This is a genomic window from Geodermatophilus sp. SYSU D00691 (genome assembly GCF_054050275.1).
Window position 1 is genome coordinate 100,025 of the sequence record NZ_JBJGYZ010000010.1, and the last position, 24,333, is coordinate 124,357.

22 protein-coding genes and 1 tRNA gene are annotated in these 24,333 nt (G+C 74.9%); 10 read left to right on the plus strand and 13 right to left on the minus strand.

From position 1 onward, the window contains the following. Window positions 1-17: 17 nt before the first annotated feature. The 3 genes from ACI797_RS09845 to ACI797_RS09855 form a co-directional block, all read right to left on the minus strand. Window positions 18-716 carry a DUF4333 domain-containing protein gene (locus ACI797_RS09845; RefSeq protein ID WP_456858433.1) on the minus strand — a complete coding sequence of 233 codons (699 nt, stop codon included), beginning with the start codon at window positions 714-716 and terminating at the stop codon, window positions 18-20. A gap of 120 nt (window positions 717-836) precedes the next feature. After that, a complete protein-coding gene (locus ACI797_RS09850) occupies window positions 837-1,694 on the minus strand; it encodes an LLM class flavin-dependent oxidoreductase (RefSeq protein ID WP_456858434.1) in 858 nt (285 codons plus the stop codon). Between the two features lie 93 nt (window positions 1,695-1,787). Beyond that, window positions 1,788-1,860 (minus strand) — tRNA-Arg (locus tag ACI797_RS09855). Window positions 1,861-1,967: 107 nt separating this feature from the next. Here ACI797_RS09855 and ACI797_RS09860 point away from each other — a divergent pair. From ACI797_RS09860 to ettA, 3 genes are all read left to right on the plus strand, one after another. Then, window positions 1,968-2,789: a class I SAM-dependent methyltransferase gene (locus ACI797_RS09860; RefSeq protein WP_456858435.1), complete on the plus strand. Its 822-nt coding sequence runs from the start codon at window positions 1,968-1,970 to the stop codon at window positions 2,787-2,789. A gap of 164 nt (window positions 2,790-2,953) precedes the next feature. Continuing rightward, window positions 2,954-3,472 (plus strand): single-stranded DNA-binding protein, encoded by a 519-nt coding sequence (locus ACI797_RS09865; protein ID WP_456858436.1) that lies wholly within the window; start codon window positions 2,954-2,956, stop codon window positions 3,470-3,472. Between the two features lie 223 nt (window positions 3,473-3,695). Further along, a complete protein-coding gene (ettA, locus tag ACI797_RS09870) occupies window positions 3,696-5,366 on the plus strand; it encodes an energy-dependent translational throttle protein EttA (protein WP_456858437.1) in 1,671 nt (556 codons plus the stop codon). A 120-nt stretch (window positions 5,367-5,486) separates the two neighbouring features. Here ettA and ACI797_RS09875 read toward each other — a convergent pair whose 3' ends face one another. Further along, window positions 5,487-6,311, minus strand: a complete 825-nt coding sequence (locus ACI797_RS09875) for an SgcJ/EcaC family oxidoreductase (RefSeq protein WP_456858438.1) — start codon at window positions 6,309-6,311, stop codon at window positions 5,487-5,489. Window positions 6,312-6,391: 80 nt separating this feature from the next. On the opposite strand from ACI797_RS09875, the gene ACI797_RS09880 reads away from it, so the two are divergent. Then, the gene (locus ACI797_RS09880; protein ID WP_456858439.1) at window positions 6,392-6,820 is read left to right on the plus strand and encodes an acyl-CoA thioesterase; all 429 of its coding nucleotides are present in this window, start codon (window positions 6,392-6,394) and stop codon (window positions 6,818-6,820) included. Here ACI797_RS09880 and ACI797_RS09885 read toward each other — a convergent pair. Then, the gene (locus ACI797_RS09885) at window positions 6,817-7,419 is read right to left on the minus strand and encodes a biotin transporter BioY (protein WP_456858440.1); all 603 of its coding nucleotides are present in this window, start codon (window positions 7,417-7,419) and stop codon (window positions 6,817-6,819) included. The genes ACI797_RS09880 and ACI797_RS09885 overlap by 4 nt on opposite strands. 441 nt (window positions 7,420-7,860) lie before the next feature. On the opposite strand from ACI797_RS09885, the gene ACI797_RS09890 reads away from it, so the two are divergent. After that, window positions 7,861-8,229 (plus strand): hypothetical protein, encoded by a 369-nt coding sequence (locus tag ACI797_RS09890; protein ID WP_456539879.1) that lies wholly within the window; start codon window positions 7,861-7,863, stop codon window positions 8,227-8,229. Between the two features lie 89 nt (window positions 8,230-8,318). Here the strand turns inward: ACI797_RS09890 and ACI797_RS09895 are convergent, their stop codons facing one another. The 6 genes from ACI797_RS09895 to ACI797_RS09920 all read right to left on the minus strand — a co-directional run bounded on the left by ACI797_RS09895 (window position 8,319) and on the right by ACI797_RS09920 (window position 16,419). Continuing rightward, entirely contained in the window at window positions 8,319-9,827 is a 1,509-nt protein-coding gene (locus tag ACI797_RS09895) for an ATP-binding cassette domain-containing protein (RefSeq protein WP_456858441.1), read from the minus strand. Window positions 9,828-9,981: 154 nt separating this feature from the next. Further along, window positions 9,982-11,544 (minus strand): glycoside hydrolase family 13 protein, encoded by a 1,563-nt coding sequence (locus tag ACI797_RS09900; RefSeq protein WP_456858442.1) that lies wholly within the window; start codon window positions 11,542-11,544, stop codon window positions 9,982-9,984. 20 nt (window positions 11,545-11,564) lie between these two features. Beyond that, the gene (locus tag ACI797_RS09905; RefSeq protein WP_456538245.1) at window positions 11,565-11,999 is read right to left on the minus strand and encodes a globin; all 435 of its coding nucleotides are present in this window, start codon (window positions 11,997-11,999) and stop codon (window positions 11,565-11,567) included. Next, entirely contained in the window at window positions 11,996-13,285 is a 1,290-nt protein-coding gene (locus ACI797_RS09910; protein WP_456858443.1) for an MFS transporter, read from the minus strand. Before ACI797_RS09910 ends, ACI797_RS09905 begins: the two co-directional genes overlap by 4 nt. Before the next feature lie 23 nt (window positions 13,286-13,308). Continuing rightward, complete coding sequence (locus ACI797_RS09915) at window positions 13,309-14,289, minus strand: mechanosensitive ion channel family protein (protein ID WP_456858444.1); 981 nt, start codon at window positions 14,287-14,289, stop codon at window positions 13,309-13,311. 33 nt (window positions 14,290-14,322) lie between these two features. Further along, entirely contained in the window at window positions 14,323-16,419 is a 2,097-nt protein-coding gene (locus ACI797_RS09920; protein WP_456858445.1) for a prolyl oligopeptidase family serine peptidase, read from the minus strand. Between the two features lie 156 nt (window positions 16,420-16,575). Here ACI797_RS09920 and ACI797_RS09925 point away from each other — a divergent pair, with 156 nt between their 5' ends. Together ACI797_RS09925 and ACI797_RS09930 are read left to right on the plus strand one after the other, a co-directional pair. Next, window positions 16,576-17,184 (plus strand): HNH endonuclease, encoded by a 609-nt coding sequence (locus tag ACI797_RS09925; RefSeq protein ID WP_456858446.1) that lies wholly within the window; start codon window positions 16,576-16,578, stop codon window positions 17,182-17,184. Next, window positions 17,181-18,044: an SCO6745 family protein gene (locus ACI797_RS09930; RefSeq protein ID WP_456858447.1), complete on the plus strand. Its 864-nt coding sequence runs from the start codon at window positions 17,181-17,183 to the stop codon at window positions 18,042-18,044. Before ACI797_RS09925 ends, ACI797_RS09930 begins: the two co-directional genes overlap by 4 nt. Here the strand turns inward: ACI797_RS09930 and kynU are convergent. Further along, window positions 18,041-19,306, minus strand: coding sequence for a kynureninase (gene kynU / locus ACI797_RS09935; RefSeq protein WP_456858448.1), 1,266 nt, complete (start codon window positions 19,304-19,306; stop codon window positions 18,041-18,043). The two genes, ACI797_RS09930 and kynU, sit on opposite strands and share 4 nt — an antisense overlap. A 34-nt stretch (window positions 19,307-19,340) precedes the next feature. On the opposite strand from kynU, the gene ACI797_RS09940 reads away from it, so the two are divergent. Genes ACI797_RS09940 through ACI797_RS09950 form a run of 3 tightly spaced genes read left to right on the plus strand, consistent with a single transcriptional unit; the run spans window position 19,341 to window position 21,670 of the window. Continuing rightward, on the plus strand, window positions 19,341-20,762 hold the full coding sequence (locus ACI797_RS09940) for an amidase (protein ID WP_456858449.1): 1,422 nt from the start codon (window positions 19,341-19,343) through the stop codon (window positions 20,760-20,762). A 35-nt stretch (window positions 20,763-20,797) separates the two neighbouring features. Further along, window positions 20,798-21,169: an aa3-type cytochrome oxidase subunit CtaJ gene (gene ctaJ, locus ACI797_RS09945; protein ID WP_456858450.1), complete on the plus strand. Its 372-nt coding sequence runs from the start codon at window positions 20,798-20,800 to the stop codon at window positions 21,167-21,169. Window positions 21,170-21,211: 42 nt separating this feature from the next. Continuing rightward, window positions 21,212-21,670 (plus strand): DUF5130 family protein, encoded by a 459-nt coding sequence (locus ACI797_RS09950; RefSeq protein ID WP_456538234.1) that lies wholly within the window; start codon window positions 21,212-21,214, stop codon window positions 21,668-21,670. 52 nt (window positions 21,671-21,722) lie between these two features. On the opposite strand, the gene pepN is transcribed toward ACI797_RS09950, so the two are convergent. Continuing rightward, complete coding sequence (pepN, locus tag ACI797_RS09955; RefSeq protein ID WP_456858451.1) at window positions 21,723-24,272, minus strand: aminopeptidase N; 2,550 nt, start codon at window positions 24,270-24,272, stop codon at window positions 21,723-21,725. Window positions 24,273-24,333 lie beyond the last annotated feature (61 nt).

The following is a 24,333-nucleotide window of genomic DNA, read 5'->3' on the forward strand; positions in this document are numbered from 1 at the left end:
GCCCTGGCGGCTGCGGCTCACGCGTCCTGGACCTCGTAGCTGACGCTGCTGTCCTCGGCGACCGTGGCGGTCACCTGGATGCTGCGGGACGTGTCCTCGAGGTTGGTCACGGTGCAGTCCAGCGTCGTCCCGGCCGGGTCGACCAGCAGGGTGCGGTCGCCGGTGTCGCAGTCGGTCGCCAGCTGGACGTCCACACCGGTCTCGGACTCGATGTCGGCCGCGATCTGAGCGCTGACCTCCTCCTCGACGGCGGCCACCGGCACGACGGTGTTGTCGACGGTGAACTCGGCGTTGCCCTCGTCGTCGGTCTGGGTGACGGTGTAGGTGATCGGCTGGCCCTCGAGCGAGGCGCTGCAGCTGAAGGTGGCGCCGGCCTCGAGCTCGACGTCCGTCGGGCAGCTGACGTCGGTCGGCGCCACGCCGGCCTGCTCCTCGGTGAACGCCGTGAGCTGCCGTTCGACGTCGGCGGCGTCCAGGTACGACGTGCCGAACAGCAGGATGCCGCCGACGACGAGCCCCCCGATCAGGATCAGCGCGCTCAGCACCGAGCCGATGATCAGCCCTGTCTTCTTCTTGGGCGGCTGGTAGCCGTAGGGCGAGGCCGGCTGGCCGAACGGCGCGGGGGACGGGGCGAACCCCGGCTGGCCGTAGGGCTGCTGTCCGTACTGCTGGCCGTAGGGCTGCTGCCCGACGGGGGGATAGGTCGACTGGGTCATGGTGTCCTCCTCCTGGTGTGGCACACGGTGGAGGACGGCTCTTCGGGCGGACTTGACCAGCGCTGGTGCCGGACTTGCACCGCTGCTTGCGACGCCATGGGAGTGCCCGGCAGCCGGTGGTCACGGACCCTGGTCGATCCGGTGGCGGGCCGCCGACGGCCACGGCAGCCCGCCCGGCAGGTCGGCGCGCCAGGGGTACACGGCCTCCACCCACCAGGTGGCACCGGCTCGCGCGTGGTCGGCGTGGACGTCGTGGCGGGCGGGATCCGCGCCGTCGCTCTCGCCCGGGACGGCGAGGTCGAACGGCGCCGGATCGGCGCGCAGGGTGCGCATCCGCTCGGCCACGGCGGCGGTGTCCGCGACCTCCCACCGGCCGTCGAGACGCATCGGGACGACGCCGTCCCACCGGGCCGCCCGGACGAAGGGGCGGGTGCCCGGCCAGGTGCCGCCGACCCATACCGGGATGCGGGGCCGCTGCAGCGGCGGCGGGTGGCAGACCGCCGACCAGTCCGGTCCCGCCGCCCGGTAGAAGCGGCCCTCGTGGTGGACCGGCTCCCCGCTCCAGAGCCGGTCGAGCAGGTCCAGGTGCTCGTCGAGCATCTGCCCCCGGGTCCGGGGGTCGGCCTCCTCGCCGACGTACTCCCACTCGAACGGGAACGCGCCGGTGCCCACCCCGAGGGTGAGCCGGCCGCCGCTCAACCGGTCGAGCGTCACCGTCTGGCGGGCGACGACCACGGGGCGGCGGCGGGGGAGCGGCGTCACCAGGGTGCCGAGCCGGATCGCCGTGGTCGCGCAGGCCGCCGCGGTGAGCGCGATCCACGGGTCGACGACCGGGATCGGGCCCGGGCCGAAGGCGAACAGGTGGTCCCAGAGGAAGAAGCCGTCCCAACCCGCCTGCTCCGCGGCGACCGCCCACTCCGCGACGACCGCCGCGTCGACACCGTCGCCGAAGCAGGCGAGGGAGAGCCCGAACCGCATCCGCCGACCATGCCCGGGGCGGCGGCCGCTCAGTCGTTCCGCGGCCGGACGGGTTCGCGACGCGGGTCGCCGCCTGCGGGTCGACCGCCCGAGCGCGCCCGGCAGGGATCGAACCTGCGACCAAGTGCTTAGAAGGCACCTGCTCTATCCGCTGAGCTACGGGCGCTCGGCGACAGATCATCGCACTTCTCCCGGCCCGCTCCGCGTTGCGCCGAGCGGCCCGTTGACCGGGCGCCCCCGGAGCACCACCATGCGCCGGACGGGAGGTGCGCCGTGGGCAAGCCGACGGTGCCGGGGTCCTGGGCCGGCGCGGAGCGGTACGAGGCCTACGTGGGCCGGTGGAGCCGGCCGGTGGCGCGGCGGTTCCTGGACCTCCTCGCCGTGCCGGCGGGCCGCCGCTGGCTCGACGTCGGCTGCGGCACCGGTGCCCTCACGACGGCGGTCCTCTCCGCCGCGGCGCCCGCCTCCGTCGCGGGCGTGGACCCCTCGGCCGACTTCGTCGCGCACGCCAGGGCCACCATGACCGATCCGCGGGTCGTCATCGAGCAGGGGAGCGCGCAGTCGCTCCCCTTGGCGGACGGCTCGGTGGACGTCGTCGTCTCGGGACTGGTGCTCAACTTCGTGCCGGACGCCGCGGCCGCGCTGGCCGAGATGCGCCGGGTCGCCGCGCCGGGCGGGCTGATCGCGGCCTACGTCTGGGACTACGCGGGCGGCATGGAGCTCATGCGGCACTTCTGGGCCGCGGCCGCCGAGCGGGACCCGGTGGCCGGCGAGCTCGACGAGGGGCTCCGCTTCGCGCTGTGCCGCCCCGGGCCGCTGCGCCGGCTGTTCGACGACGCGGGCCTGGACGGCGTGGCGGTCGGGGAGATCGTCGTGCCGACCGTCTTCGCCGACTTCGACGACTACTGGACGCCCTTCCTGGGCGGTACCGGGCCGGCCCCGGCCTACGCGGCGGCGCTGGGCGAACCCGACCGCGCCGCCCTGCGGGAGCTGCTCCGCCGCCGGCTGCCGGTCGCCGAGGACGGGTCGATCCACCTCACCGCGCGGGCGTGGGCGGTGCAGGGCCGGTCCGGGTCGTCGCACGGCACGAGCTGAGCACGGCGGGGGGACCGCCGGCGGCCCGGCGTCCACAGGCGCGGGCGTCGTCCACAGATGCCGGCGGCGCCCACCGCTCGGTGCCGACCGGAGCCACGGTGGTCCCCACGCCGGCACCGCGCCGGCCGCGCCCGGCAGGGCGTTCGCACACCGCGAGGAGCACCGTGAAGGAAACCGGGGTCACCGTCATCGGCAACGTGGTGGCGTCGCCGCAGAAGAACCGCACCGCCAACGGCAGCGTCACGAACTTCCGCCTCGCCTCGACGTCGCGCCGCTTCGACAAGGGCGTGCAGGGGTGGGTGGACAGCAAGCGCCTGTACGTCGACGTCGAGTGCTGGGGTGAGCTGGGCGGCAACGTCTCGCACACGCTCAGCAAGGGCGACCCGGTGATCGTCTTCGGGTGGCTGTACACCGACGAGTGGGAGTCCGAGCAGGGCCGGCGCAGCAAGGTGAAGCTCCGCGCCGAGGCCGTGGGGCCCGACCTGAACAAGGGGACCGCCGAGTTCCGCCGGACCGCCCGCCCGCAGGTCCCGTCCGCCGACGCGGTGCCCGAGGACGGCGCGGCGACCCCGGAGACCCCGCCGGACGAGGAGCCGGACGCGTCCTTCGGGTCGTTCGACGGCTACCCGTACGAGGTCGAGGACGCGGGGGAGGAGGCGCGCACCCCGGTCCCGGTCGGCTGAGGCGGTGGTGCCGGGGATCCCGCACGGGATCCCCGGCTCCTCCGGGCGGGTGCGGCGGACTACACGCGGGGGTGCCGGTGTTGCACCTCGTGGACTCCGACAGCACCGTCCCGGGACCGGCACTCCACCACGCCGCCGGGAACTGGGAGGATCGGAGCGAGGACGCAGGGGGCCGGCCGGCCCCGCCCCCGTTCGCGACACAACGGAAGGCCCGAGAAGCCCAGTGGCTCAGTACATCTACTCGATGGTCCGTGCGCGCAAGGCGCACGGCGACAAGGTGATCCTCGACGACGTCACCCTGGCGTTCCTGCCCGGCGCCAAGATCGGCGTGGTCGGCCCCAACGGCGCCGGCAAGTCGACGGTCCTCAAGATCATGGCGGGCCTCGAGCACCCGTCCAACGGCGACGCCACCCTGGCGCCCGAGGCGACGGTGGGCATCCTGCTGCAGGAGCCGCCGCTCAACGAGGAGCTCGACGTCCGCGGCAACGTCGAGGAGGCGGTCAAGCCGCTCCGCGACGCGCTGACCCGCTTCGAGGAGGTCAGCGCGGCGATGGGGGAGCCCGACGCCGACTTCGACACGCTGCTGGCCGAGCAGGGCGAGCTCATGGAGGTCATCGAGAACGCCGACGGCTGGGAGCTCGACGCCCGCATCGAGCAGGCCATGGACGCGCTGCGCTGCCCGCCCGGCGACGCCGACGTCACGGTCCTCTCCGGCGGTGAGCGCCGCCGGGTCGCGCTGTGCAAGCTGCTGCTCGAGGCGCCCGACCTGCTGCTGCTCGACGAGCCCACCAACCACCTCGACGCCGAGAGCGTCGCGTGGCTGGAGCAGCACCTGGAGAAGTACGCCGGCACCGTCGTCGCCGTCACCCACGACCGGTACTTCCTCGACAACGTCGCCCAGTGGATCCTCGAGCTCGACCGCGGTCGCGCCTACCCCTACGAGGGCAACTACTCCACCTACCTGGAGACCAAGGCCGCCCGGCTCAAGGTCGAGGGCGCCAAGGACGCCAAGCGGCAGAAGCGCCTCAAGGAAGAGCTCGAGTGGGTGCGCTCCGGCGCCAAGGCCCGTCAGGCCAAGAGCAAGGCCCGCCTTGCCCGCTACGAGGAGATGGCCGCCGAGGCCGAGAAGTACCGCAAGCTCGACTTCGAGGAGATCCAGATCCCGCCGGGCCCGCGGCTGGGCAACGTCGTCGTCGAGACCAAGGAGCTGACCAAGGGCTTCGGCGACCGGCTGCTGATCGACGACCTGTCGTTCACCCTCCCGCGCAACGGCATCGTCGGCGTCGTCGGCCCCAACGGCGCGGGCAAGACGACGCTGTTCAAGATGCTCGTCGGCGAGGAGAAGCCCGACGACGGCGACATCAAGGTCGGCGAGACGGTCAAGATCTCCTACGTCGAGCAGAGCCGCGGCGGCATCGACCCGAAGAAGACGCTGTGGGAGGTCGTCTCCGACGGCCTGGACCACATCAAGGTGGGCAACGTCGAGATGCCCTCGCGCGCCTACGTCGCCGCGTTCGGGTTCAAGGGCCCGGACCAGCAGAAGCCGGCCGGCGTGCTGTCCGGTGGCGAGCGCAACCGGCTGAACCTCGCCCTGACCCTCAAGCAGGGCGGCAACCTGCTGCTGCTCGACGAGCCGACCAACGACCTCGACGTCGAGACGCTCTCCAGCCTGGAGGCCGCGCTCGAGGAGTTCCCCGGCTGCGCCGTCGTGGTCAGCCACGACCGGTGGTTCCTCGACCGCGTGGCCACCCACATCCTCGCCTACGAGGGTGAGTCGAAGTGGTTCTGGTACGAGGGCAACTTCGCCGACTACGAGAAGAACAAGATCGAGCGGCTCGGCGCCGAGGCGGCCCGCCCGCACCGCGCGACCTACCGCAAGCTCGCCCGCGACTGAGCAGGGACCTCGCTGCCCCCGCGCTTCGCAGGCTCGGCACGGGGCCCCGCAGCAGGGCCGTGCCAGCACGTCACCGGCCGGCCGGAGCACGCGCTCCGGCCGGCCGTCGGCGTTCCGGGGTCAGGAGCGGACGAGCACGTTCGCCCGGCGGGCGATCCGCCACCCGCCGTCGCGGCGCACGAACACGTACAGCGCCCGCATCTCCGGCGGCCGCCCGGCATCCGCGTCGGCCGCGGTCGACCACGCCTCCTTCGTCGCCACGGCGACCCCCTCGGCCGGCATGGTCACGTCGGTGAGGCGGTAGTGCGCCGTGGCGTCGCGCAGCACCGGCTGCGCCAGCCCGGCCACCGCGGCGGCCACGGCCTCCTCCCGGCCGCGCAGCACCCGTCCGGTCGCGTCGACCAGGACGGCGTCGTCGGCCACGTCGGCGGTCAGCAGCGCGGGGTCGTTGCGGTTGAAGCCGTCCTCCACGCGCCGGACCACCTCGCGCAGCGCCGCCAGGTCGGCGGCGTCGTCGCCCCCGTTGTCCTCCGCGACGCCGGTGTTCTGCCCGGCGACGATCCGCCAGTCCCCGCCCTCCCGCCGCCAGGTGTACGTCGGCCGCCCCAGCGAGCGGGGCGACAGCGGCCGGCCGTCGGCGTCGAGGTACTCCTGGTCCACCCAGGTGATCGCGACGTCCGGGGTGGGGAAGCGGACCTCCGCGACGGTGTAGCTCGCCGACGCACCGCTCATCGCCCCCGGCAGGACGCGGCGGGTGAACGCGGCGATCTCGTCGAGGCCGACGAGCCGGCGGCCACCGCCGGTCACCCAGACGGCGTCGGGGGAGAACAGGGCGAGGAAGCCGTCGACGTCCTCGGTGCGCTGCGTGTCCTCCACGACGGCGACCAGGTCGACGAGGCGGTCGACGTCGGCATTCGAGCGGTCGGGGGCGGGTGTCGGGTCCACGTGCAGCAGTGCACTTGCTCAAGTGCGCTGGAGGTCAAGCCCGCTCGTGGTCACGACCGGCGGTAGGGCAGGGTGTCCCCGTGCGGTACACGGTGCAGGTCCCGATGCGCTGGTCGGACATGGACGCCTACGGCCACGTCAACAACGTGGTGTTCCTGCAGTACTTCGAGATGGCCCGCGTCGACCTGTTCTTCGAGCGGGCCTCCCTGGAGGAGCGCACCGGCCTGCGCCGGGGCACCGTGGTCGCCGCCCACGACATCCAGTACAAGCGGCCGGTCGTCTACTCCCCGCGGCCGCTGGACGTGCAGATCTGGGTGTCCGGCATCCGCGCGGCGGCCTTCACCTGCCACTACGAGGTCGTCGACCACGGCACGCTCGCCGTCACCGGCAGCACCCTGCTCGTCCCGTTCGACTTCTCGATCAACCGCCCGCGGCGGCTGACCCCCGACGAGAAGGAGTTCCTCGCCCGCTGGACCGACGAGCCGGCGGGCGGGGCACCCGAGAGCTAGCGCCGGCGGCGGTTCACGACCGCCCAGGCGCTGCCGAGCACGGTGGCGGCGATCGCGGCCTTCACCAGCCCGCCCAGGATGAACGGGTAGAAGCCCGCGTCCAGCGCCTGCGCGGCGGTCATGCCGGTGCTGAGCGCCAGCCACGGCACGCCGACGGCGAAGATCACGGCCTGGCCGGCGATGAACAGCGGGACCGACTTCCACGGCGTGCGGTCGGCACCGCGCCGGGCCGCCAGGCCCATCAGGTACGCGGCCGGGATGAAGCCCAGCACGTAGCCGCCCGTGGCGCCCAGGACGACGTCGACGCCGCCGCTGGCCTCGGAGTAGAAGGGCAGGCCCACCGCCGCGGCGAGGATGTAGGCCACCTGCACGGCGACCCCGCGGACCGGCCCGAGCGAGGCCGCGACGAGGACGACGGCCAGCGTCTGCCCGGTGATCGGGACCGGCGAACCCGGCACGGGGACGGCCACCTGCGCCAGCAGAGCGGTGAACAGCACGCCGAGCGCGACCAGGCCGGCGTCCCGCGCCTTGACGGCGGGGACGAGGTCGGCGAGCACGAGCGGCCGCGAGGGCAGCGCCGGCGAAGAAGCGGTGGCCACGAATCCTCCAACAGTGGTCGGCGGCAGATCACCGGCAGTCTGCCGCATCGCCGCAAGGTCCCCGGCACGAGGCCGGTCGGGCGGGCGCGGACGGCTGGCCTGCGGACACGCCGACCGGTTTGCGGCCCCACCCGGAACCGTGTTGGCTCGGATCCGTCCGGAGCCCTCGGCGAAGGCGAGCACGGCGTGGCAACACGGTGGTGGGAGTCCCTGGTCTCGTGGGGACTCCCCCCGAGGACGCCGCCACCCGAGCCGCCGACCGCCGACGAGGCAGCGCACCGGGAACCGCCCGGTGCACCGCACGACGACGCGGCATCGCCGCCGCGCACCCCGGCCGTGCACCCCGAGACGCCCGGCTCGTCCGGTCGACCCGGGTCGCCCGCCGACCCGGACCGCAGCACCCCGCTGCGCCCCCACCGAGAAACGACAGGAGTTCCACCCGTGGCACAGCTCGACAACGTCATCGCCGACCTGCTCTCGATCGAGGGCGCCAGCGGCGCCGCCATCGTCGACGTCGACAGCGGCATGGCCCTCGCGGCCGGCGGCGCACCCGGTTTCGACCTCAACGTCGCCGCCGCGGGCAACTCGAACGTCGTCCGCGCCAAGCTGCGCACCATCAACGACCTGGAGCTCAAGGACGAGATCGAGGACGTCCTGATCACCCTCGAGCACCAGTACCACCTGATCAACGTGCTCAAGGGCCAGGGCAACGCCGGCCTGTTCATCTACCTCGTCCTCGACCGGATGACCGGCAACCTCGCGCTGGCCCGGCACAAGCTGCGGGCGGTCGCGCAGAAGGTCAGCGTCTGAGACGGTGCCGACGCCCGGCCCGGACGGGGCCGGGCGGGCGTCGGCGGCGGGGACGGGACCGACCGGGGCGGGGTGACCCGGTCGAGGCCTCAGGAGGCGGCGCCGGCCGCTTCCAGGATCCGCTCCCGCACCGCGGCGAGCTCCAGCTCGCCGGTGTCGATCCAGCGGGTGACGCGGCCGTCGGCCACCACCCCGACCCGGTCGCAGCACTCGGCCAGCTCGTCGGGGTCCACCGACACCACGACGACGGAGGTGCCCGCGGCGGTCGCCTCGTCGAGCAGTTGCCGCACCTGCGCGCGGGCCCGGACGTCGAGGCCGCGGGTGGGCTCGTGGACGACGAGGACGTCGCGGTCGGTCGCGGCCATCCAGCGGGCCAGCGCGAGCTTGTGCTGGTCGCCGCCGGACAGCGCGCCGACCGACGTCCGGATGCTCATCGTCTTCACGTCGAGCTGGTGGACGGTGTTGACGACCCCGCGCAGCGAGGCGATCTCGGCGTGCAGGGTGGTCATCGCCCCCCACGGCTCCTGGATGAGCGTGCGCGCGATGGTCTCGCGCGGGTCGACCCCGTAGGCGTCGTCGTCGGGGCGGTAGGCGGGCAGCCGCAGCGTCCCGTCGTCGGCCGCGGGCGGCTCGCCGTGCAGCAGCAGCTCGTCGGTGATCGCGGGCAGCTCACCGGTCAGCGCGCCGGCGATCTCGCGGACGCCGGACGACCGGTGGCCGGTCAGCCCGACCACCTCGCCGCGGCGCAGCAGCAGGTCCACGCCCGCCACCCGCCCGGGCACCCGCAGGTTGCGCACCTGCAGTGCCACCTGGTCCGAGTCGGAGGGGGACGGGGCGGACGGCGGCGGCTCGGGAGCAGCGACGACGGCGGGGCGGGGCGGCACCGCCACCGGCTCACCGACCGTCGCCGCGATCAGCCGCACCGGGTCCAGCGCCGCGCTGGGGCTGTCCAGGGCGATCCGGCCGTCGCGCAGGACCAGCACCCGGTCGACCACCTCGAGCATCTCCGGCAGCCGGTGGCTGATGTAGAGCACGCCCCGCCCCTGGCGCCGCAGCCGGTCGGCGACGGCGTGCACCCCGTTCACCTCCGACGGCAGCAGCGAGGCCGACACCTCGTCGAGCACCACCAGCCGGGTGTCCTCGGCCAGCACGCGGGCGATCTCGACCAGACCGTGCACGTAGTGCGGCAGCTCCCCGACGCGGGTGTCCGGGTCGACGTCCAGGGCGACCTCGGCGAGCAGGACCTGGGCCTGCCGGCGCAGGGCCTCCTGCGGGCGCCCGGCCTGCGGCGTGCCGCGGAAGACCGCCTGGGCGACGGTGAGCCCGGGATCGATCCGGACCAGCTGCTCGACCACCCCGACGCCGAGCCGGCGCGCGTCCTCGCCCGACAGCGGGGCGAAGGGCCGGCCGCACAGGTTCATCCGGCCGGAGTCGGCCACGGCGATCCCGGCGACGATGTCGCCGAGGGTGGACTTGCCGGCGCCGTTGGTGCCGACCAGCCCGACGATCTCGCCCTCGGCGATCGAGAAGGAGACGTCCCGCAGGACGCGCCGGGCCCCGAACGACTTCGTCAGTCCGTCGACCTGCAGCAACGTCATGGGCGGGCGCGCCTCCGGGAGAAGGGGTCCCCCGACCACCGGGTCGGTCGACCGGTTGTGCACGTGCCCCCCGTGGCGCTGTGTTACGGAACTGATCCTACCCGGGTGCGGTGGCGGCGCCCGCCGGGAGCGCGGACCTCCGGGCACTGCCCCGTCACGCGTGCAGCCACACCGCCGAGTCGGCCGGCAGGGTGCCGCCGCCCACGTCGCCGCTGGCCAGCAGCACCCGTCCCTCCGGCAGCGGCACCGGCCCGGACGAGGCGTTGAGCAGGCACACCAGCCCGCCCGGACGGCGGAACGCGAGGCAACCGTCGGGTGCCGGTACCCACTGCAGCCCCTCGCCGGCGAAGGCCGGGGACGACGAGCGCAGCGCCAGCGCCGCTCGGTACAGCGACAGCATCGAACCGGGATCGGCCTGCTGCGCGGCCACGGTCAGCCCCGCCCACCCCGGCGGCATCGGCAGCCAGGTCGTCGGCGCCGTCGTGAAGCCGTACGGCGGCTCCGAGCCCGACCAGGGCATGGGGATCCGGCAGGCGTCTCGGCCCCGCACGGTGTGCCCGGACCGCTCCCACACCGGGTCCTGCAGCGCCTCGTCGGGCACCGGGACGTTGGGCATGCCGAGCTCGTCGCCGTTGTAGACGTAGGCCGCACCGGGCAGGGCCAGCTGCAGCAACGCGGCCGCCCGCGCCCGCGCCGTCCCCACCTCGCCGCCGCCGTAGCGCGTGACGTGCCGCGGGCGGTCGTGGTTGGACAGCACCCAGCAGGCCGGGGCCGGCGTGCCGGCCACGGTGGCCAGCGAGTGGTGCACGGCCGACCGGAACTCCTCGGCGCCCCAGTCGGCCATGAGCAGCCGGAAGTTGAACGCCAGCTGCAGCTCGTCGGGGCGCAGGTAGAGCGCCAGCCGGTCGTCGTCGTGCACCCAGACCTCGCCGACGGCCATCGTGCCGGGGTGCTCGTCAAGCACCCGCCGGATGCGCCGGTGCACCTCGTGCACGCCGTCCTGGTCGAAGCGCAGGTCACCGGGGCCGTGGTCGTCGAGCAGCCCGGTGTCCTCGGCCGGCACCATGTCCGGCAGGTCGGCCGGCTTGGCCATGCCGTGGGCGACGTCGATCCGGAAGCCGTCGACCCCGCGGTCCAGCCAGAACCGCATCGTCTCCTCGAGGTCGGCCAGCACCTCGGGGTTGTCGAAGTCGAGGTCGGGCTGCTCGGGGGCGAACAGGTGCAGGTACCACTGCCCGTCGGGCACCCGCGTCCAGGCCGGCCCGCCGAACACCGACGGCCAGTTGTTGGGCGGCTCGGCGCCGTCCGGCCCTCGCCCGTCGCGGAAGACGTACCGCGCCCGCGCGGCGGACCCGGGCGGCGCGGCCAGCGCCTCCCGGAACCACTCCCGCTGGTGCGAGCTGTGGTTGGGCACCAGGTCGACGGTCACCCTGATGCCCAGCCGGTGCGCCTCGGCCAGCACGGCGTCGAACTCGGCGAGGTCGCCGAAGGCCGGCTCGACGTCGCGCGGATCGGCGACGTCGTAGCCGTGGTCGGCCATCGGCGACGGGTAGAACGGCGTGATCCACAGCGCGTCCACGCCCAGCTCGCGCAGGTACGGCAGCCGGGCCCGGATGCCCGGGAGGTCACCGACGCCGTCGCCGTTCCCGTCGGCGAAGCTGCGGATGTAGACCTGGTAGAAGACGGCGGACCGCCACCAGTCGGGGGACGGGTTCACCCGTGCTCCTCAGGGGTCGTTCAGGAGATGGAAAGGCCGCCGGGCGCGTCGTCGGGCCAGCGGTTCTGCATGCTGCGGGCGGCCATCTCCAGATAACCCCACAACGTCGCGTCCTGCTCGTCGGTGAGCCCGAGGGAGTCGACGGCGTCGCGCATGTGCCGCAGCCACGCGTCGCGCTCGGCCGGGCCGATGGCGAAGGGCGCGTGCCGCATCCGCAGCCGCGGGTGGCCGCGCTCCTGCGAGTAGGTGGTGGGGCCGCCCCAGTACTGCTCCAGGAAGCCGCGCAGCCGGACCTCGGCGCCGTCCCAGTCGTCCTGCGGGTACAGCGGCGCGATCACCGGGTCGTGCCGGACGCCCTCGTAGAACCGGGCCACGAGGCGCACGAACGTCGGGTGCCCGCCGATCTCCTCGTAGAAGGTCCGGGCCGAGGGCAGCGTGCGGCTCGACTCGCTCATGACACCGATGGTCCCGCGCCCCGGCAGTCGCCTGCCATGTGACCTCCGGTACGCACGTACGCCAGCAGCGGCAGGACGACGGCGGCGAGCCCCAGCGCCCCGCACAGGGCGACGACGCCGCTGGCGGGCAGCCCCTCCGCGGCCAGGCCGGCGCCCAGCGCGCCGAGCCCCTGCACGCCGTAGAGGCCGCTGACCGCCACGCCGAAGGCCCGCCCGCGGTGCGACGCCGGCACCGCCTGCACGAAGGTGGCGTTCAGCGGGATCAGCCAGCAGGCGCCGAGCCCCGAGACGAACAGCAGGACCACGACGACGCCGAACGGCGCGGCGCCCGGGCCCGCGACGAGGCCCACCAGCCCGGCGAGCAGCAGCGGCGCGAGCGACAGCACCACCAGCCCGGGCACGAGCTTCTCGCGGCGCCGGGGCGCGACCAGCCGGGCCAGCAGCAGCCCGCCCAGCGTGACGCCCAGCGGGTTGGCGGCCAGCAGCACGCCGACGCCGGTCGCCCCGTGGCCGAGCTCGTCGACCAGCGGCGCGGCGATGCCCTCCGGCGCGTACACGAACGCGGTGCCGATCCACAGCACGGCGAGGATGGCCAGCAGCCGCGGCGACCGGCGGATGAACGCCAGACCCTCGGCGGCGTCGCGCAGCAGCGACTGCGCCGGCTCGCCCGCGGTCGCGGCCGGCCGCCGCTGCAGCCCGGTCGCGAGCCAGACCGCCGACACCGCGAAGATCGCCGCGTCGACCAGCAGCGCCCCCGACGGGCTGAGCACGGTGACCAGCGCGCCGGCGGCGACGAAGCCGACCACCTGGGCCAGCTGCAGCCCGACGTTGGACAGCGAGTTGGCGACGGCGTACCGGTCGCCCTCGAGGACGTCGGCCACCAGCGCCGAGCGCGCCGACTCGAACGGCGGCGCGCACAGCGCCAGCACGAGAAGCAGCGCGAGCAGCACCGGCAGCGGCGTCCCGGGGATCGCCATGGCGGCGACCAGCAGGGCGCGGGCGGCGTCGGCCGAGACGAGCACCCGGTGCCGCGGCAGCCGGTCGGCCAGCACCGCCAGCACCGGTCCGCCGAGCAGCCAGGGCAGGTAGCTGATCGCGAAGGTGAGCGCCGACAGCAGCGCCGAGGTGGTCCGCTGGTAGACGAGGACGGTCAGCGCGACCCGCGCGAGCTCGTCGCCGGCCGTGGACAGCAGGAACGTGCCGAACAGCGGCCGGAACTCGCGGACGGCGAAGACCTGCCGGAACGTCGCCGGCCGCTCGTCGGCCGGGACGCCGTCCTCGGCCACGGCGTCCTCGCTGGCCGGCCGGCTCAGGGGACACCTCCAGGCGTCCCGGCGCCGGCCAGCACCGGCGCGGGTGCCTTGAAGCCCTCGGCGACGAACCGCTCGGTCAGCCGCTGGCGCAGCTCGCGGGCGACCCGCCACTGGTCGGCGTTGGTGGTGCGCACCTGCACGCGCATCGTGACGCCGGCGGCGGTGATCGACTCGACGCCGAGCGACTCGGGCTCGGCGAGCAGGACCTCCGCCCACTCCTCCTCGCCGTACATCTCGTCGGCGACCTCCTGCATCACCGTGCGGCAGCGCTCGAGGTCGGTGTCGTGGGTGACCGGCATGTCGATGACGACCTGGGCGAAGCCCTGGCTCTTGTTGCCCACGCGCAGGATCTCGCCGTTGCGGGCGTACCAGACCACGCCGTGGGCGTCGCGCAGTCGCGTGATGCGCAGGCCGACGGCCTCCACGGTGCCGCTGGCCTCGCCGAGGTCGACGACGTCCCCGACGCCGTACTGGTCCTCGAGGATGATCCCGATCCCGGCGATGAAGTCCTTGACCAGGTTCTGCGCGCCGAAGCCCAGCGCCACGCCGATCACGCCGGCGCTGGCGATGATCGGGGCGAGGTTGACCCCCAGCTCGCCGAGCACGAGGACGACGGCGATGCCCAGGATCACGAACGAGGCGAAGCTGCGCAGCACCGAGCCGATCGCCTCGGCGCGCTGCGAGCGGCGGGCGGTGATCGTCTCGACGCCGACCGGGTCGGCCGGGCGCCCGCGCCGGCGCCACGGCCGCAGGACGCTCGGGACCGCCCCGCTGGCCGTCCGCGCCGTCAGCCGGCGGATGCCCCGGTTGACCATCAGCCGGACCAGGGCGGCCAGGACGACGATCAGCAGGATCCGCAGCGGCTTGGTGATGAACGTCTCGGCGTGCTCCTGCCACCACTCCTGGGTGAACAGCCCCGCCGCCGCGGCGGACAGGTCGTCGGCGGCAGCGGAGAACACGGACGGTGAAGCAGTCATCACCCTCGATACTCCCAGGCAGGTCCCGGTCTGTCAGCGACCGGCTGCGTTCCGTTCCGGCACCAGGGACGAAAGTCCCGTCGCGGCGGCCAGGAAGGCGAGCTGGTCGGCGGCCAGCCCGACGGTGCGGCTCACCGCGCGGGCGCCGTGGCCCACCGAGGTCTCCCGGCGGAGCACGACCGGCGCCTCGCCGCTCGTCGCGTGCTGGAGGGCCGCGGCCAGCTTGCGGGCGTGCAGCGGGTCGACCCGGGTGTCGGACTCGAACGTCGTGAACAGCACCGCCGGGTACGCCGTCCCCTCCCGGACCGCGTGGTACGGCGAGTAGCCCAGCAGCCAGCCCAGCTCCGTCGGGTCCTCGGCGGTGCCGTACTCGTCGTTCCAGGTGCGGCCGAGCCCGAACCGCTCGTAGCGGACCATGTCGAGCAGCGGCGCGCTGCAGACCACGCCCGCCGCCAGGTCGGGTCGCTGGGTGAGCGTCGCGCCGACCAGCAGCCCGCCGTTCGACCCGCCCATGACCGCCAGCCGGCCGTGCGTCGTCCAGCCCTCGGCGACGAGGTGCTCGCCGGCCGCGGCGAAGTCGTCGAACACGTTCTGCTTGCGCTCGCGCATGCCGGCCCGGTGCCACTCCTCGCCGTGCTCGGAGCCGCCGCGCAGGTTGGCCACGGCCCACACACCGCCCGCCGCCACCCAGGACAGCGCCTGCGCCGAGTAGGCGGGGGTGAGCGAGACGTTGAAGCCGCCGTAGCCGTACAGCACGGTGGGGCGCGGCCGGTCCGGCGTCCCGTCGGCGGAGATCACGAAGAGGTGGACCGGCGTCCCGTCCGGCGACGTCGCGTGCGTCTCGACGACCCGCACGTCCGGCACGTCGCCGGCGACGGGCGCCTTCTCCTCCTCGACCGGCGCGCCGCCGGCGCTGTCCCAGCGGTAGACCGACGGCGGGGTGGCGTAGTCGGTGTACCCGAGCCAGGCGGTCGTGCCGCCCTCCGGCGGGGCGGACACGCCGGCGATGCTGCCGACGCCGGGCGCCGGGACGTCGGCCAGCCGGCCGGCGCCGTCGGCGTCCCAGACCGAGAGCCGGTCGGTGGCGTCGACCGCGTGCACGGCGAGCACCCGCAGCCCGCCGTCCGGGCCGTCGACCAGCGCCAGGTCGGTGAGGACGGCGTCCTCGGCCTGCGGGATCACCTCGCGCCAGGCCTCCGGCGCCCAGGTGGCGGGGTCCTCGGGGTCGGCGACGGCCAGCCGCCCGCGCGGGGCGTCGCGGTCGCTCGACAGCCACAGCCGCCCGTCGCGGGCGACCCACGCCGAGGTCTGCGCGTCGACCCCCACCTGCAGCGGGCGCAGCTCGCCGCTCCCGGCCAGGTCGGCGAGCCAGACGTCGTCGCGGGGCGCGGTGCCGATCGACGCGGAGACGACCAGCCACCGGCCGTCACGGCTGGTGCGGGCGCCGAAGTAGGTGGACGGGTCGCTGCCCTCGCCGTGCACCAGCTGGTCGCCGTCCGGGTCGGCGCCGACGCGGTGCCGCCAGACGCGGCGGTGGAACTGCTCCTCGCCGGCCGGCACCTGGTCGGGGGCCAGGCGCCTGACGTAGAACAGCTCCTCTCCGCCGGGCAGCCAGGCGACGGGGGAGTAGCGGCAGCGGTCGACCGGCCCGTCGAGCAGCTCCCCGGTGGCGACGTCGAGCACGTACAGCCGCGACTCCTCGTCGCCGCCGGTCGAGAGCTGGTAGGCCAGCCGGTCGCCCTCCCAGGACGGCGACCACGCGTCGAGGGTGGTGGTGCCGGCGGGGTCCAGCGCCATGGGGTCGACGAGCACCCGCTGCGTGCCGTCGGGCTCGCGGACGCGCAGGACGGCGTGCTCCTGGCCGGGGTCGCGGCGGGTGGAGAAGGCGCGGCCGGCGCGCCAGACCGGGATGCCGACGGCGCCGGCGTGCACCAGCTCCTCGAGCCGGCCGGCGAAGGCGCTGCGCAGCGGCAGGCCGGCCAGGTGCTCGGCGGCGAGGGCGTCCTGGGCCTCGGTCCACGCCCGCGTGCGGGGGTCCTCGGGGTCCTCGAGCCAGCGGTAGGGATCGGCGATCCGGTGTCCGTGCAGGTCCTCGACGAGGTCGAGCCGGGGGGCCTCGGGATAGCGCATCGCCGCCACGCTAGCCGACGGCGCGGGGGCGCCGACCGCCCTCGCCGGGCTGCGCCGCACGATTGCAGGAGCGCGGAGACGCTTCCGCAGGTCAGAATGGGGCCGACCCCCGGGTCCTCGAGCCACGAGGATCGCCGGGGCGACCGGAGGTGCCCCGTGCCGCGTGCCGCGTCCTCGTCGCCGTCGGAGAGCCACCCAGGCTCCCGCCGCGACCACTCCACCCGACCGCTGACGCCTGCCCCGCCGCGGTCCACGACGGCAGCGACCCTGCTGCTCAACGCCACCTACGAACCGCTCTGCGTCGTCTCCAGCCGGCGCGCGATCGTGCTCGTGCTGGCCGAGAAGGCCGAGGCCGTCGACATCGCCGGCGACGTCGTTCACGCCGAGTCGATCAGCCTGCCGGTACCCGTCGTCGTGCGGCTCACCCGCTACGTGCGGGTGCCCTACCCGGCGCAGGTGCCGCTCTCCCGGCGCGCGGTCTTCACGCGCGACGGGCAGACCTGCGTCTACTGCGGCAGCAGCGCGACGAGCATCGACCACGTCGTCCCGCGCAGCCGCGGGGGCACGCACACCTGGGACAACGTCGTCGCCGCGTGCCGCCGGTGCAACCACACCAAGGCCGACCGGTCGCTGGCCGAGCTCGGGTGGAAGCTGCCGCACCCGCCGCGGACGCCGAGCGGCGCGGCGTGGCGGCTGCTGGGTGCCCGCACGGTCGACCCGCGGTGGCGGGAGTGGCTCGGGGTGCCGGAGAGCGTCTCCGCATGACGTCGCCGGCGACGGCCCGGCGGCTGTGGGCGCTGGGCGAGCCGTACCACGCGCTCACGTACTTCGCGGACGAGTCGCGCACCGCCGCGGAGGCGGCCGGGTTGACCGGCTTCTGGAACGGCTACTTCGCCATGCGGGCGGCCCCGCTGGGCGCGGCGCCGGCCGCGGTGGTGACCGCGACGTTCTACAACTTCGCGCCGGACTTCGTGCGCCGCCGGGTGCCTGCCGTGTGGGACGCGGCGACGCCGGCGGCGGCGCTGGCAGCCCGCCTGGCCGGGGTGGACGCCGCCGTCCGCCGGGTGCACGGCGCGGAGTGGACCGCCTCGGCCGAGGCGGCCGAGGCGGCGGAGCTGGTGCGGATCGCGGTCGAGGCGGTCGACCTGCCCGGTCGCCCGCTCGCCGCGGCCAACGCCGGCCTGCCGGAGCCGGACGCGCCGCACCTCCTGCTGTGGCAGGGGCTGACGACGCTGCGGGAGCACCGCGGCGACGGGCACAACGCCGCCCTGCTGGAGCGGGAGGTCGACGGCGCCGGCGCGCACGTGCTGGCGGCCGCGGCCGGGCGCTCGGACCGCGAGTGGCTGATGCGGGCCCGCGGGTGGGACGAGGAGGCGTGGGCCGCGGCGAGCGATCGGCTCGCCGAGCGCGGCTGGCTGGACGGCGAGGAGCTCACCGCCGAGGGCGCCGCCATGGTCGCGGTGGTCGAGGCCGACACCGACCGGCTGGCGCTGAGGCCGTGGCGGGCGCTGGGCGACGCGCGCTGCGACCGGCTGGCCGAGCTGCTCGTACCGATCCGGCGGACCATCCTCACCGCCCACGCGTGGGAGCCCGGCAACCCGATCGGCGTCCCCGACCCGGACTAGGTGACCCGGGCGAGCTCGGCCGGGTAGCGCTCGTAGGACCCGTCGGCCAGCAGGCCGCGGAAGCGGTCCATCGCGTCCCACACGTCGACGAACCGGGTGTACAGCGGCGCGGGGCCGAGCCGCACGCGGTCCGGCGTCCGGTAGTCGGGGACGACGCCGCGGTCGATCAGCGCCTGGGTGAGCTGCCAGGCCGCCGGGTGGGCCACGGTGACGTGCGAGCCCCGGCGGGCGGCGTCGCGCGGCGAGGCGAGCGCGGCGCCGAGCGGCACCAGCCACTCGTCGGTGAGCGCGACGAGCAGGTCGGTGAGCGCCCGCCCCTTCGCGGCCAGCCGCGCGATGCCGGCCTCGGCGACCAGCCCGACGCCGACCTCGACGGCGGCCATCCCGAGGATGGGCGGCGTCCCGACGCCGAAGCGCTCGATGCCCGGCGTCGGGTCGTACTCCGGGCCCATGGCGAACTGGTCGCGCTGGCCGAACCAGCCCCAGATCGGCTGGCGCAGCTGCTCCTGCAGGTCGCGGCGCACGTAGAGGAAGGCGGGCGCGCCGGGGCCGCCGTTGAGGTACTTGTACGTGCAGCCCACGGCGAGGTCGGCGCCCGAGGCGGTCAGGTCGGTCTCCACCGAGCCGGCCGCGTGCGACAGGTCCCACAGGACCAGCGCGCCGGCGTCGTGCACCGTCCGGGTCACCGCCGGGACGTCGAGCAGCGCGCCGGAGCGGTAGGCCACCGACGACAGGACGACGACGGCGACCCGCTCGTCCAGCGCCGCGGCCAGCACCGCCGGGTCCACGCCCTCGTCGATGTCGGCCGGGATCTCGCGCACCGTGAGGCCGCGGGCCCGGGCCACGCCGGCGACGATGTAGCGGTCGGTGGGGAAGTCGTCGGCGCAGCTGACGATCACGTCGCGGCCGGGCCGGCCGTCCACCGCCGCGGAGACGAGCTTGAAGAGGTTCACCGACGTGGAGTCGGCGACCAGCACCTCGCCCGGCTCGGCGCCGAGCACGCCGGCGGCGAGGGCGTCGCCGATCGTCGTCGACCGCCGGATCCAGGTCGACCAGGAGCCGACCAGCCCGCCGGCCCACTCGGTCTCGACGACGCGGGCCAGCGCCTCGGGGGTGGCCTTCGGCATCCGGCCGAGGGAGTTGCCGTCGAGGTAGAGCAGCCGCTCCGGGCCCTCGTCGTCGGCCCCGGCGAACCGGGCGCGGAAACCGGCGAGCGGGTCCGCGGCGTCCAGCTGCTCGGCGGCGGTGCGGCTGAGGTCCATGACCCCAGTGTGTACAGGGCTAGCGTTCGCAGCCGTGACGGAGCTGCACGACCTGACCGCGCTGGAGCAGGCCGCCGCCGTGCGGGCCGGCGAGACGAGCCCCACCGAGCTCGTCGAGCACGCGCTGCGCCGCATCGCGGCGCTCGACCCGGGCCTCGGCGCGTTCGTCACGGTCACGCCCGAGCGGGCGCTGGCCGCCGCGGCCGCCGCCGAGCGGCTGATGTCCCGCGGCGGCGACCTGCCCCCGCTGCTCGGCGTCCCCACCGCGATCAAGGACCTGAACAACACCGCCGGGGTGCGCACCACCTTCGGCTCGACCGTGATGACCGACTTCGTGCCCGACGTGGACGACGCCGTGGTCACCCGGCTGGCCGCCGCCGGCACGATCAGCGTGGGCAAGACGAACACCCCCGAGTTCGGCTTCCCCTGCTACACCGACAACGAGCTGGTCGGGCCGGCGCGCTGCCCGTGGGACCCCACCCGGCTGGCCGGCGGCTCCAGCGGCGGCGCGGCGGTCGCCGTCGCCGCGGGCATGCTGCCGTTCGCGCAGGGCAGCGACGGCGGCGGCTCGATCCGCATCCCCGCGAACGCGACCGGCCTGTTCGGCATCAAGCCCAGCCGCGGCCGGGTCAGCAACGCCCCCTACGGCAGCGAGGTGACCGGCCTGGGCACCAACGGGCCGCTGGCCCGCACGGTCCGGGATGCCGCCGCGATGCTCGACGCCATGGCCGGGCCGGAGCCCGGCGACCCGGTGTGGGCGCCCCCGCTGGCGGACGGCGAGACCTTCCTGGCCGCCGCCGACCACGCGCCCGGCCGGCTGCGGATCGGCCGGGTCCTCGAGTCACCGATGGCCGACACCACGCTGGAGCCGGAGGTCGCCGAGGCGCTCGAGGACGCCACCGCGCTGCTCGGCTCGCTCGGCCACGAGGTCGAGGACGTCACCACCGGGCTGCTGACCGGAGACGTGCTCGACGCCTTCGAGCGCACCTGGTGCCTCTCCGGCACGCTGCTGCCGGTCCCGCCCGCCCGCGTGGGGGAGCTGCGGCCGCTCACCCGCGAGCTGCGGGCACGCGGCCTGGCGCTGTCGGCGCAGGCCGCGATGGAGGCGCTCACCGCGCTGCGGCTGTTCTCGCGCCGGTTCGTGCGGGCGACCGCCGCCTTCGACGTGCTGCTGGCGCCGGTCTGCACCATGACGCCGCGGCCGGTCGGCTGGTTCGACGCCGACGGCGACGGCGCCGCGGACTTCGAGCGGCAGAAGCGCTACGCCGCCTTCACCGCGCTCTACAACGTCACCGGTCAGCCGGCCGTCAGCGTGCCCCTGCACTGGACCGCCGGAGGCCTCCCGGTGGGGACCATGCTGGTCGGGCGGCCGGCCGACGAGGTGACGCTGATCTCGCTGTCGGCCCAGCTGGAGCAGGCACGGCCGTGGGCGCAGCGCCGTCCCGCCATGTGGTGACGTGAATCGGCAGGTGCCCCGGTAGATTCCACCCCGTGACCGTCGTCGAGACCATCCTCGTCTACGTCGTCGCACCGCTCGCCGTGATCGCGGTGCTCGCGGTGCTGACGCTCGTGCCGGGCCGGCGCAAGCGCCCCCGGTACAAGCCCGGGCAGTCGTGGGAGCACACGCCCGTCTGGTACGAGCCGCACCCCGAGGCCACCGGCATCGGCGGCGGGCACGGTGACGGCCACGGCGTCCCCGCCTTCGGCGCGGCGGTCTCCGGCGGTGAGACCAAGGCCATCGGCTCGTCGCTGTACGGGGAGCCCGCTTCCGGCGCCGGCCACTCCGCCGGTGCCTCCGCCGCCGCGGCTCCCGCCCCCGCGAACGTCGGCGGCCCGCGCGGCGGCGCCCGCGGGACCTGGTGAGCCCGGCGTGACCCCCTTCGACCTCCCGGCTGGAGCCCCACGATGACCCGCGCCCTCGAGGTGGAGTCCCACGACACGGCCACCGAGGCCACCGCGGCCGCGCGGACCGACGAGGGCGAGCCGCTCGACGCGATCTTCACCTGGCAGGAGCTCGCCCGCCTCGACGAGGCGCTGACGATGTCCTCCCGCGAGACCGGCCTGCGCTTCACCCTCTACATCGGCGACCTGGGCCGGCGCACCCGCGTCCGCGCCGAGGAGCTGCACGCGCAGTCCGGCGTCGACCCGTCGCACTCGGTGCTCGTGGCGGTCTCGCCCGGCCAGCGGGTCATCGAGGTGGTCACCGGCGCCGCGGCCGCCCGCCGGCTGCCCGACCGGGCGTGCGCGCTCGCCGTCCTGTCGATGACGACGTCCTTCGCCGGGGGGGACCTCGTCGGCGGCATCGTCAACGGGCTGCGCCAGATGTCCGACCAGGCCGGCCGCCTGCGCCACAAGGCCCACTGACCCCTGCACGACGAAGGGCCCGGTCCGCTCGGACCGGGCCCTTCGGGCGTGCTCAGCCGTCGGCCGCGTCGCACTCCCGGCAGCGCAGCGCGCGGGCGATGCCGTCGCGGCCCTCGGCCACCAGCCGGCGCAGGGAGCTGGGGTGGTCGGGCGCCGACAGCCAGGCGTCGGCGGCGTCGATGGTCCGCTGCTCGACGACCGGCGGGAACAGGTACTGCACGGCGTTCTTGGCGATCTCCCCGGGCCGGCGGTCCCACAGCGGGCGGATGTCGGCGAAGTACCGCTCCACGTAGCCGCCGGTGAGGTCGCGCTGGGCGGGGTGCCAGAAGCCGGCCAGCAGCGCCTCGTGGACGGCGTTCGGGATCTCGTCGTCGTGGAACGCGCGCTGCCAGGCCAGCTCCTTGGCCTCCGCCGTGGGCAGCAGCGCCCGGGCGGTCGCCGCGCGGCGGATGCCGGTGGCGGTGGCGTCCCGCTCCGACTCGGCGTCGATCTCCGGCGCCCCGGCGGCACCGATCGCGACCAGCCCGTGCAGGAACGCCCAGCGGGCGTCGGCGTCAACCTCGAGCCCCTCGAAGGCCACCGACCCGTCGAGCAGACCGCGCAGCACCTCGGCGTGCGCCTCGGTGCGGGCGGCCGCGGCGAAGGTCCGCGACCACTGCAGCTGCTGGTCGCTGCCCGGCACGGCCGTGCGCAGCGCCGCCAGCGACCGGTCGGCGAGCGCCGCCCAGCCCTCCGGCGCCCACGCCGGGTCGGCGTAGGACGACAGCGCGGCCTGCACCCGGGCCAGCAGCGCCTGGACGACGCTGATCTCGGTCTCGGCGTCGACGCCGTTCAGGACCAGCTGCACCCACTCCCGGGCCGGCAGCTCGGCGTCGCGGGTCATGTCCCACGCCGCCGACCAGCACAGCGCCCGCGCCAGCGGGTCGGGCATCGTGCCGATCCGCTCGCGCAGGGTGGCCAGCGACCGGTCGTCGAGCCGCAGCTTGGCGTAGGTGAGGTCGTCGTCGTTGACCAGCACCAGGTCGGCCGCCGGGTGCCCGACCAGCTGGGGGACCTCGGTGCGGGCGCCGGTGACGTCGAGCTCGACGCGGTTGCTGCGGGTCAGCCCGTCGGGCCCGGAGTCGTAGAGCCCCACGGCCAGCCGGTGGTTGCGCAGCACGGGGTGGTCGGCGACGGCGGTCTGCTCGATGGCGAAGCTCGCGTAGCGGCCGTCGTGGGTGAGCTCGTAGACCGGCCGCAGCGTGTTGACCTGGCTGGTGCGCAGCCACTGGTCGGCCCACTCCGACAGGTCGCGGCCGGTGCTCTCCGACAGCGGCCCGAGCAGGTCGGCCAGCGTGGTGTTGCCGTACTCGTGCGTGCGGAAGTACCGCCGGATGCCGGAGAGGAACTCCTCGCGGCCGACGTAGGCGACGAACTGCTTGAGCACCGAGGCGCCCTTGGCGTAGGTGATGCCGTCGAAGTTCACCTCGACCGCGGCCACGTCGACCATGTCGGCGGCGATCGGGTGGGTCGAGGGCAGCTGGTCCTGGGCGTAGGCCCACGCCTTCTCGGTGTTGGCGAACGTCGTCCAGGCGGTCGTGTACTCGGTCGCCTCGGCCTGGCACAGCGTGCTGATGTAGGTGGCGAACGACTCGTTGAGCCACAGGTCGTCCCACCAGCGCATGGTCACCAGGTCGCCGAACCACATGTGCGCCAGCTCGTGGAGCACCGTCTCGGCCCGCCGCTCGTAGCGGGCGCGGCTGACCTTGGACCGGAAGACGTAGTCCTCGAGGAAGGTCACCGCCCCGGCGTTCTCCATGGCGCCGGCGTTGAACTCGGGGACGAACAGCTGGTCGTACTTGTCGAACGGGTACGGGTAGTCGAAGACCCGGTGGTAGAAGTCGAAGCCCTGCTTGGTGACCCGGAACAGCTCCTCGGGGTCGAGGTGCTTGGCCAGCGAGGCCCGGCAGTACAGGCCGAGCGGGATGCCGTCGTGCGAGTCGGTGACCCGGGCGTAGGGACCGGCGACGAGCGCGACCAGGTAGGTGGAGATCCGCTTGGTCGGCGCGAAGTGCACCAGCTGCGAGCCGCCGGGGCCGGCCTCGATGGTGCGGTCGCCGGTGTTGGAGACGACCTGCCAGTCGAACGGCGCGGTCACGTGCACCGCGAAGGCGCCCTTGAGGTCGGGCTGGTCGAAGCAGGCGAACATGCGCTTGGCCTCGGCCGGCTCGAAGTGGCTGTAGAGGTAGACGTGGCCGTCCTCGGGGTCCTCGAACCGGTGCAGGCCCTCGCCGCTGTTGGAGTAGCGGCAGTCGGCGTCGACCGTGAGCGTGTTGCGCTCGGCGAGGCCGGGCAGCGGCAGGCCGCCCTCCTCAGTGTAGGTGCCCACGTCGAGCGCGACCCCGTTGAGCGTCGCCGAGCGGACCTGTTCGGCGACCAGGTCGATGAAGGTGTCCGCGCCCGGCCGGGAGCAGGTGAACTCCACCGTCGTCGTCGAGCGGAAGGTCTTGTCGCCCGGGCGGCCGGCGCCGTCGGTCACGTCGAGGGACAGGTCGTAGGACTGCACGGCCAGCAGCTCGGCGCGGGCGGCGGCGTCGTCGCGGGTCAGGTTGGGTACGGCCACGACGGGCAGCTTCCCATGCGCGGACGACGGACTTCGCCGCCGTGGCGGAGTTGAGGGAACA

What these genes read in the sequence shown, in the direction of transcription:
- ACI797_RS09915 (WP_456858444.1), bottom strand. Translation starts at nt 14,289, where the DNA reads ATGACTGCTTCACCGTCCGTGTTCTCCGCTGCCGCCGACGACCTGTCC.
- ACI797_RS09905 (WP_456538245.1), bottom strand. Translation starts at nt 11,999, where the DNA reads ATGAGCGAGTCGAGCCGCACGCTGCCCTCGGCCCGGACCTTCTACGAG.
- ACI797_RS09845 (WP_456858433.1), bottom strand. Translation starts at nt 716, where the DNA reads ATGACCCAGTCGACCTATCCCCCCGTCGGGCAGCAGCCCTACGGCCAG.
- ACI797_RS09895 (WP_456858441.1), bottom strand. Translation starts at nt 9,827, where the DNA reads ATGACGTTGCTGCAGGTCGACGGACTGACGAAGTCGTTCGGGGCCCGG.
- ACI797_RS09930 (WP_456858447.1), top strand. Translation starts at nt 17,181, where the DNA reads ATGACGTCGCCGGCGACGGCCCGGCGGCTGTGGGCGCTGGGCGAGCCG.
- ACI797_RS09850 (WP_456858434.1), bottom strand. Translation starts at nt 1,694, where the DNA reads ATGCGGTTCGGGCTCTCCCTCGCCTGCTTCGGCGACGGTGTCGACGCG.
- ACI797_RS09950 (WP_456538234.1), top strand. Translation starts at nt 21,212, where the DNA reads ATGACCCGCGCCCTCGAGGTGGAGTCCCACGACACGGCCACCGAGGCC.
- ACI797_RS09920 (WP_456858445.1), bottom strand. Translation starts at nt 16,419, where the DNA reads ATGCGCTATCCCGAGGCCCCCCGGCTCGACCTCGTCGAGGACCTGCAC.
- kynU (WP_456858448.1), bottom strand. Translation starts at nt 19,306, where the DNA reads ATGGACCTCAGCCGCACCGCCGCCGAGCAGCTGGACGCCGCGGACCCG.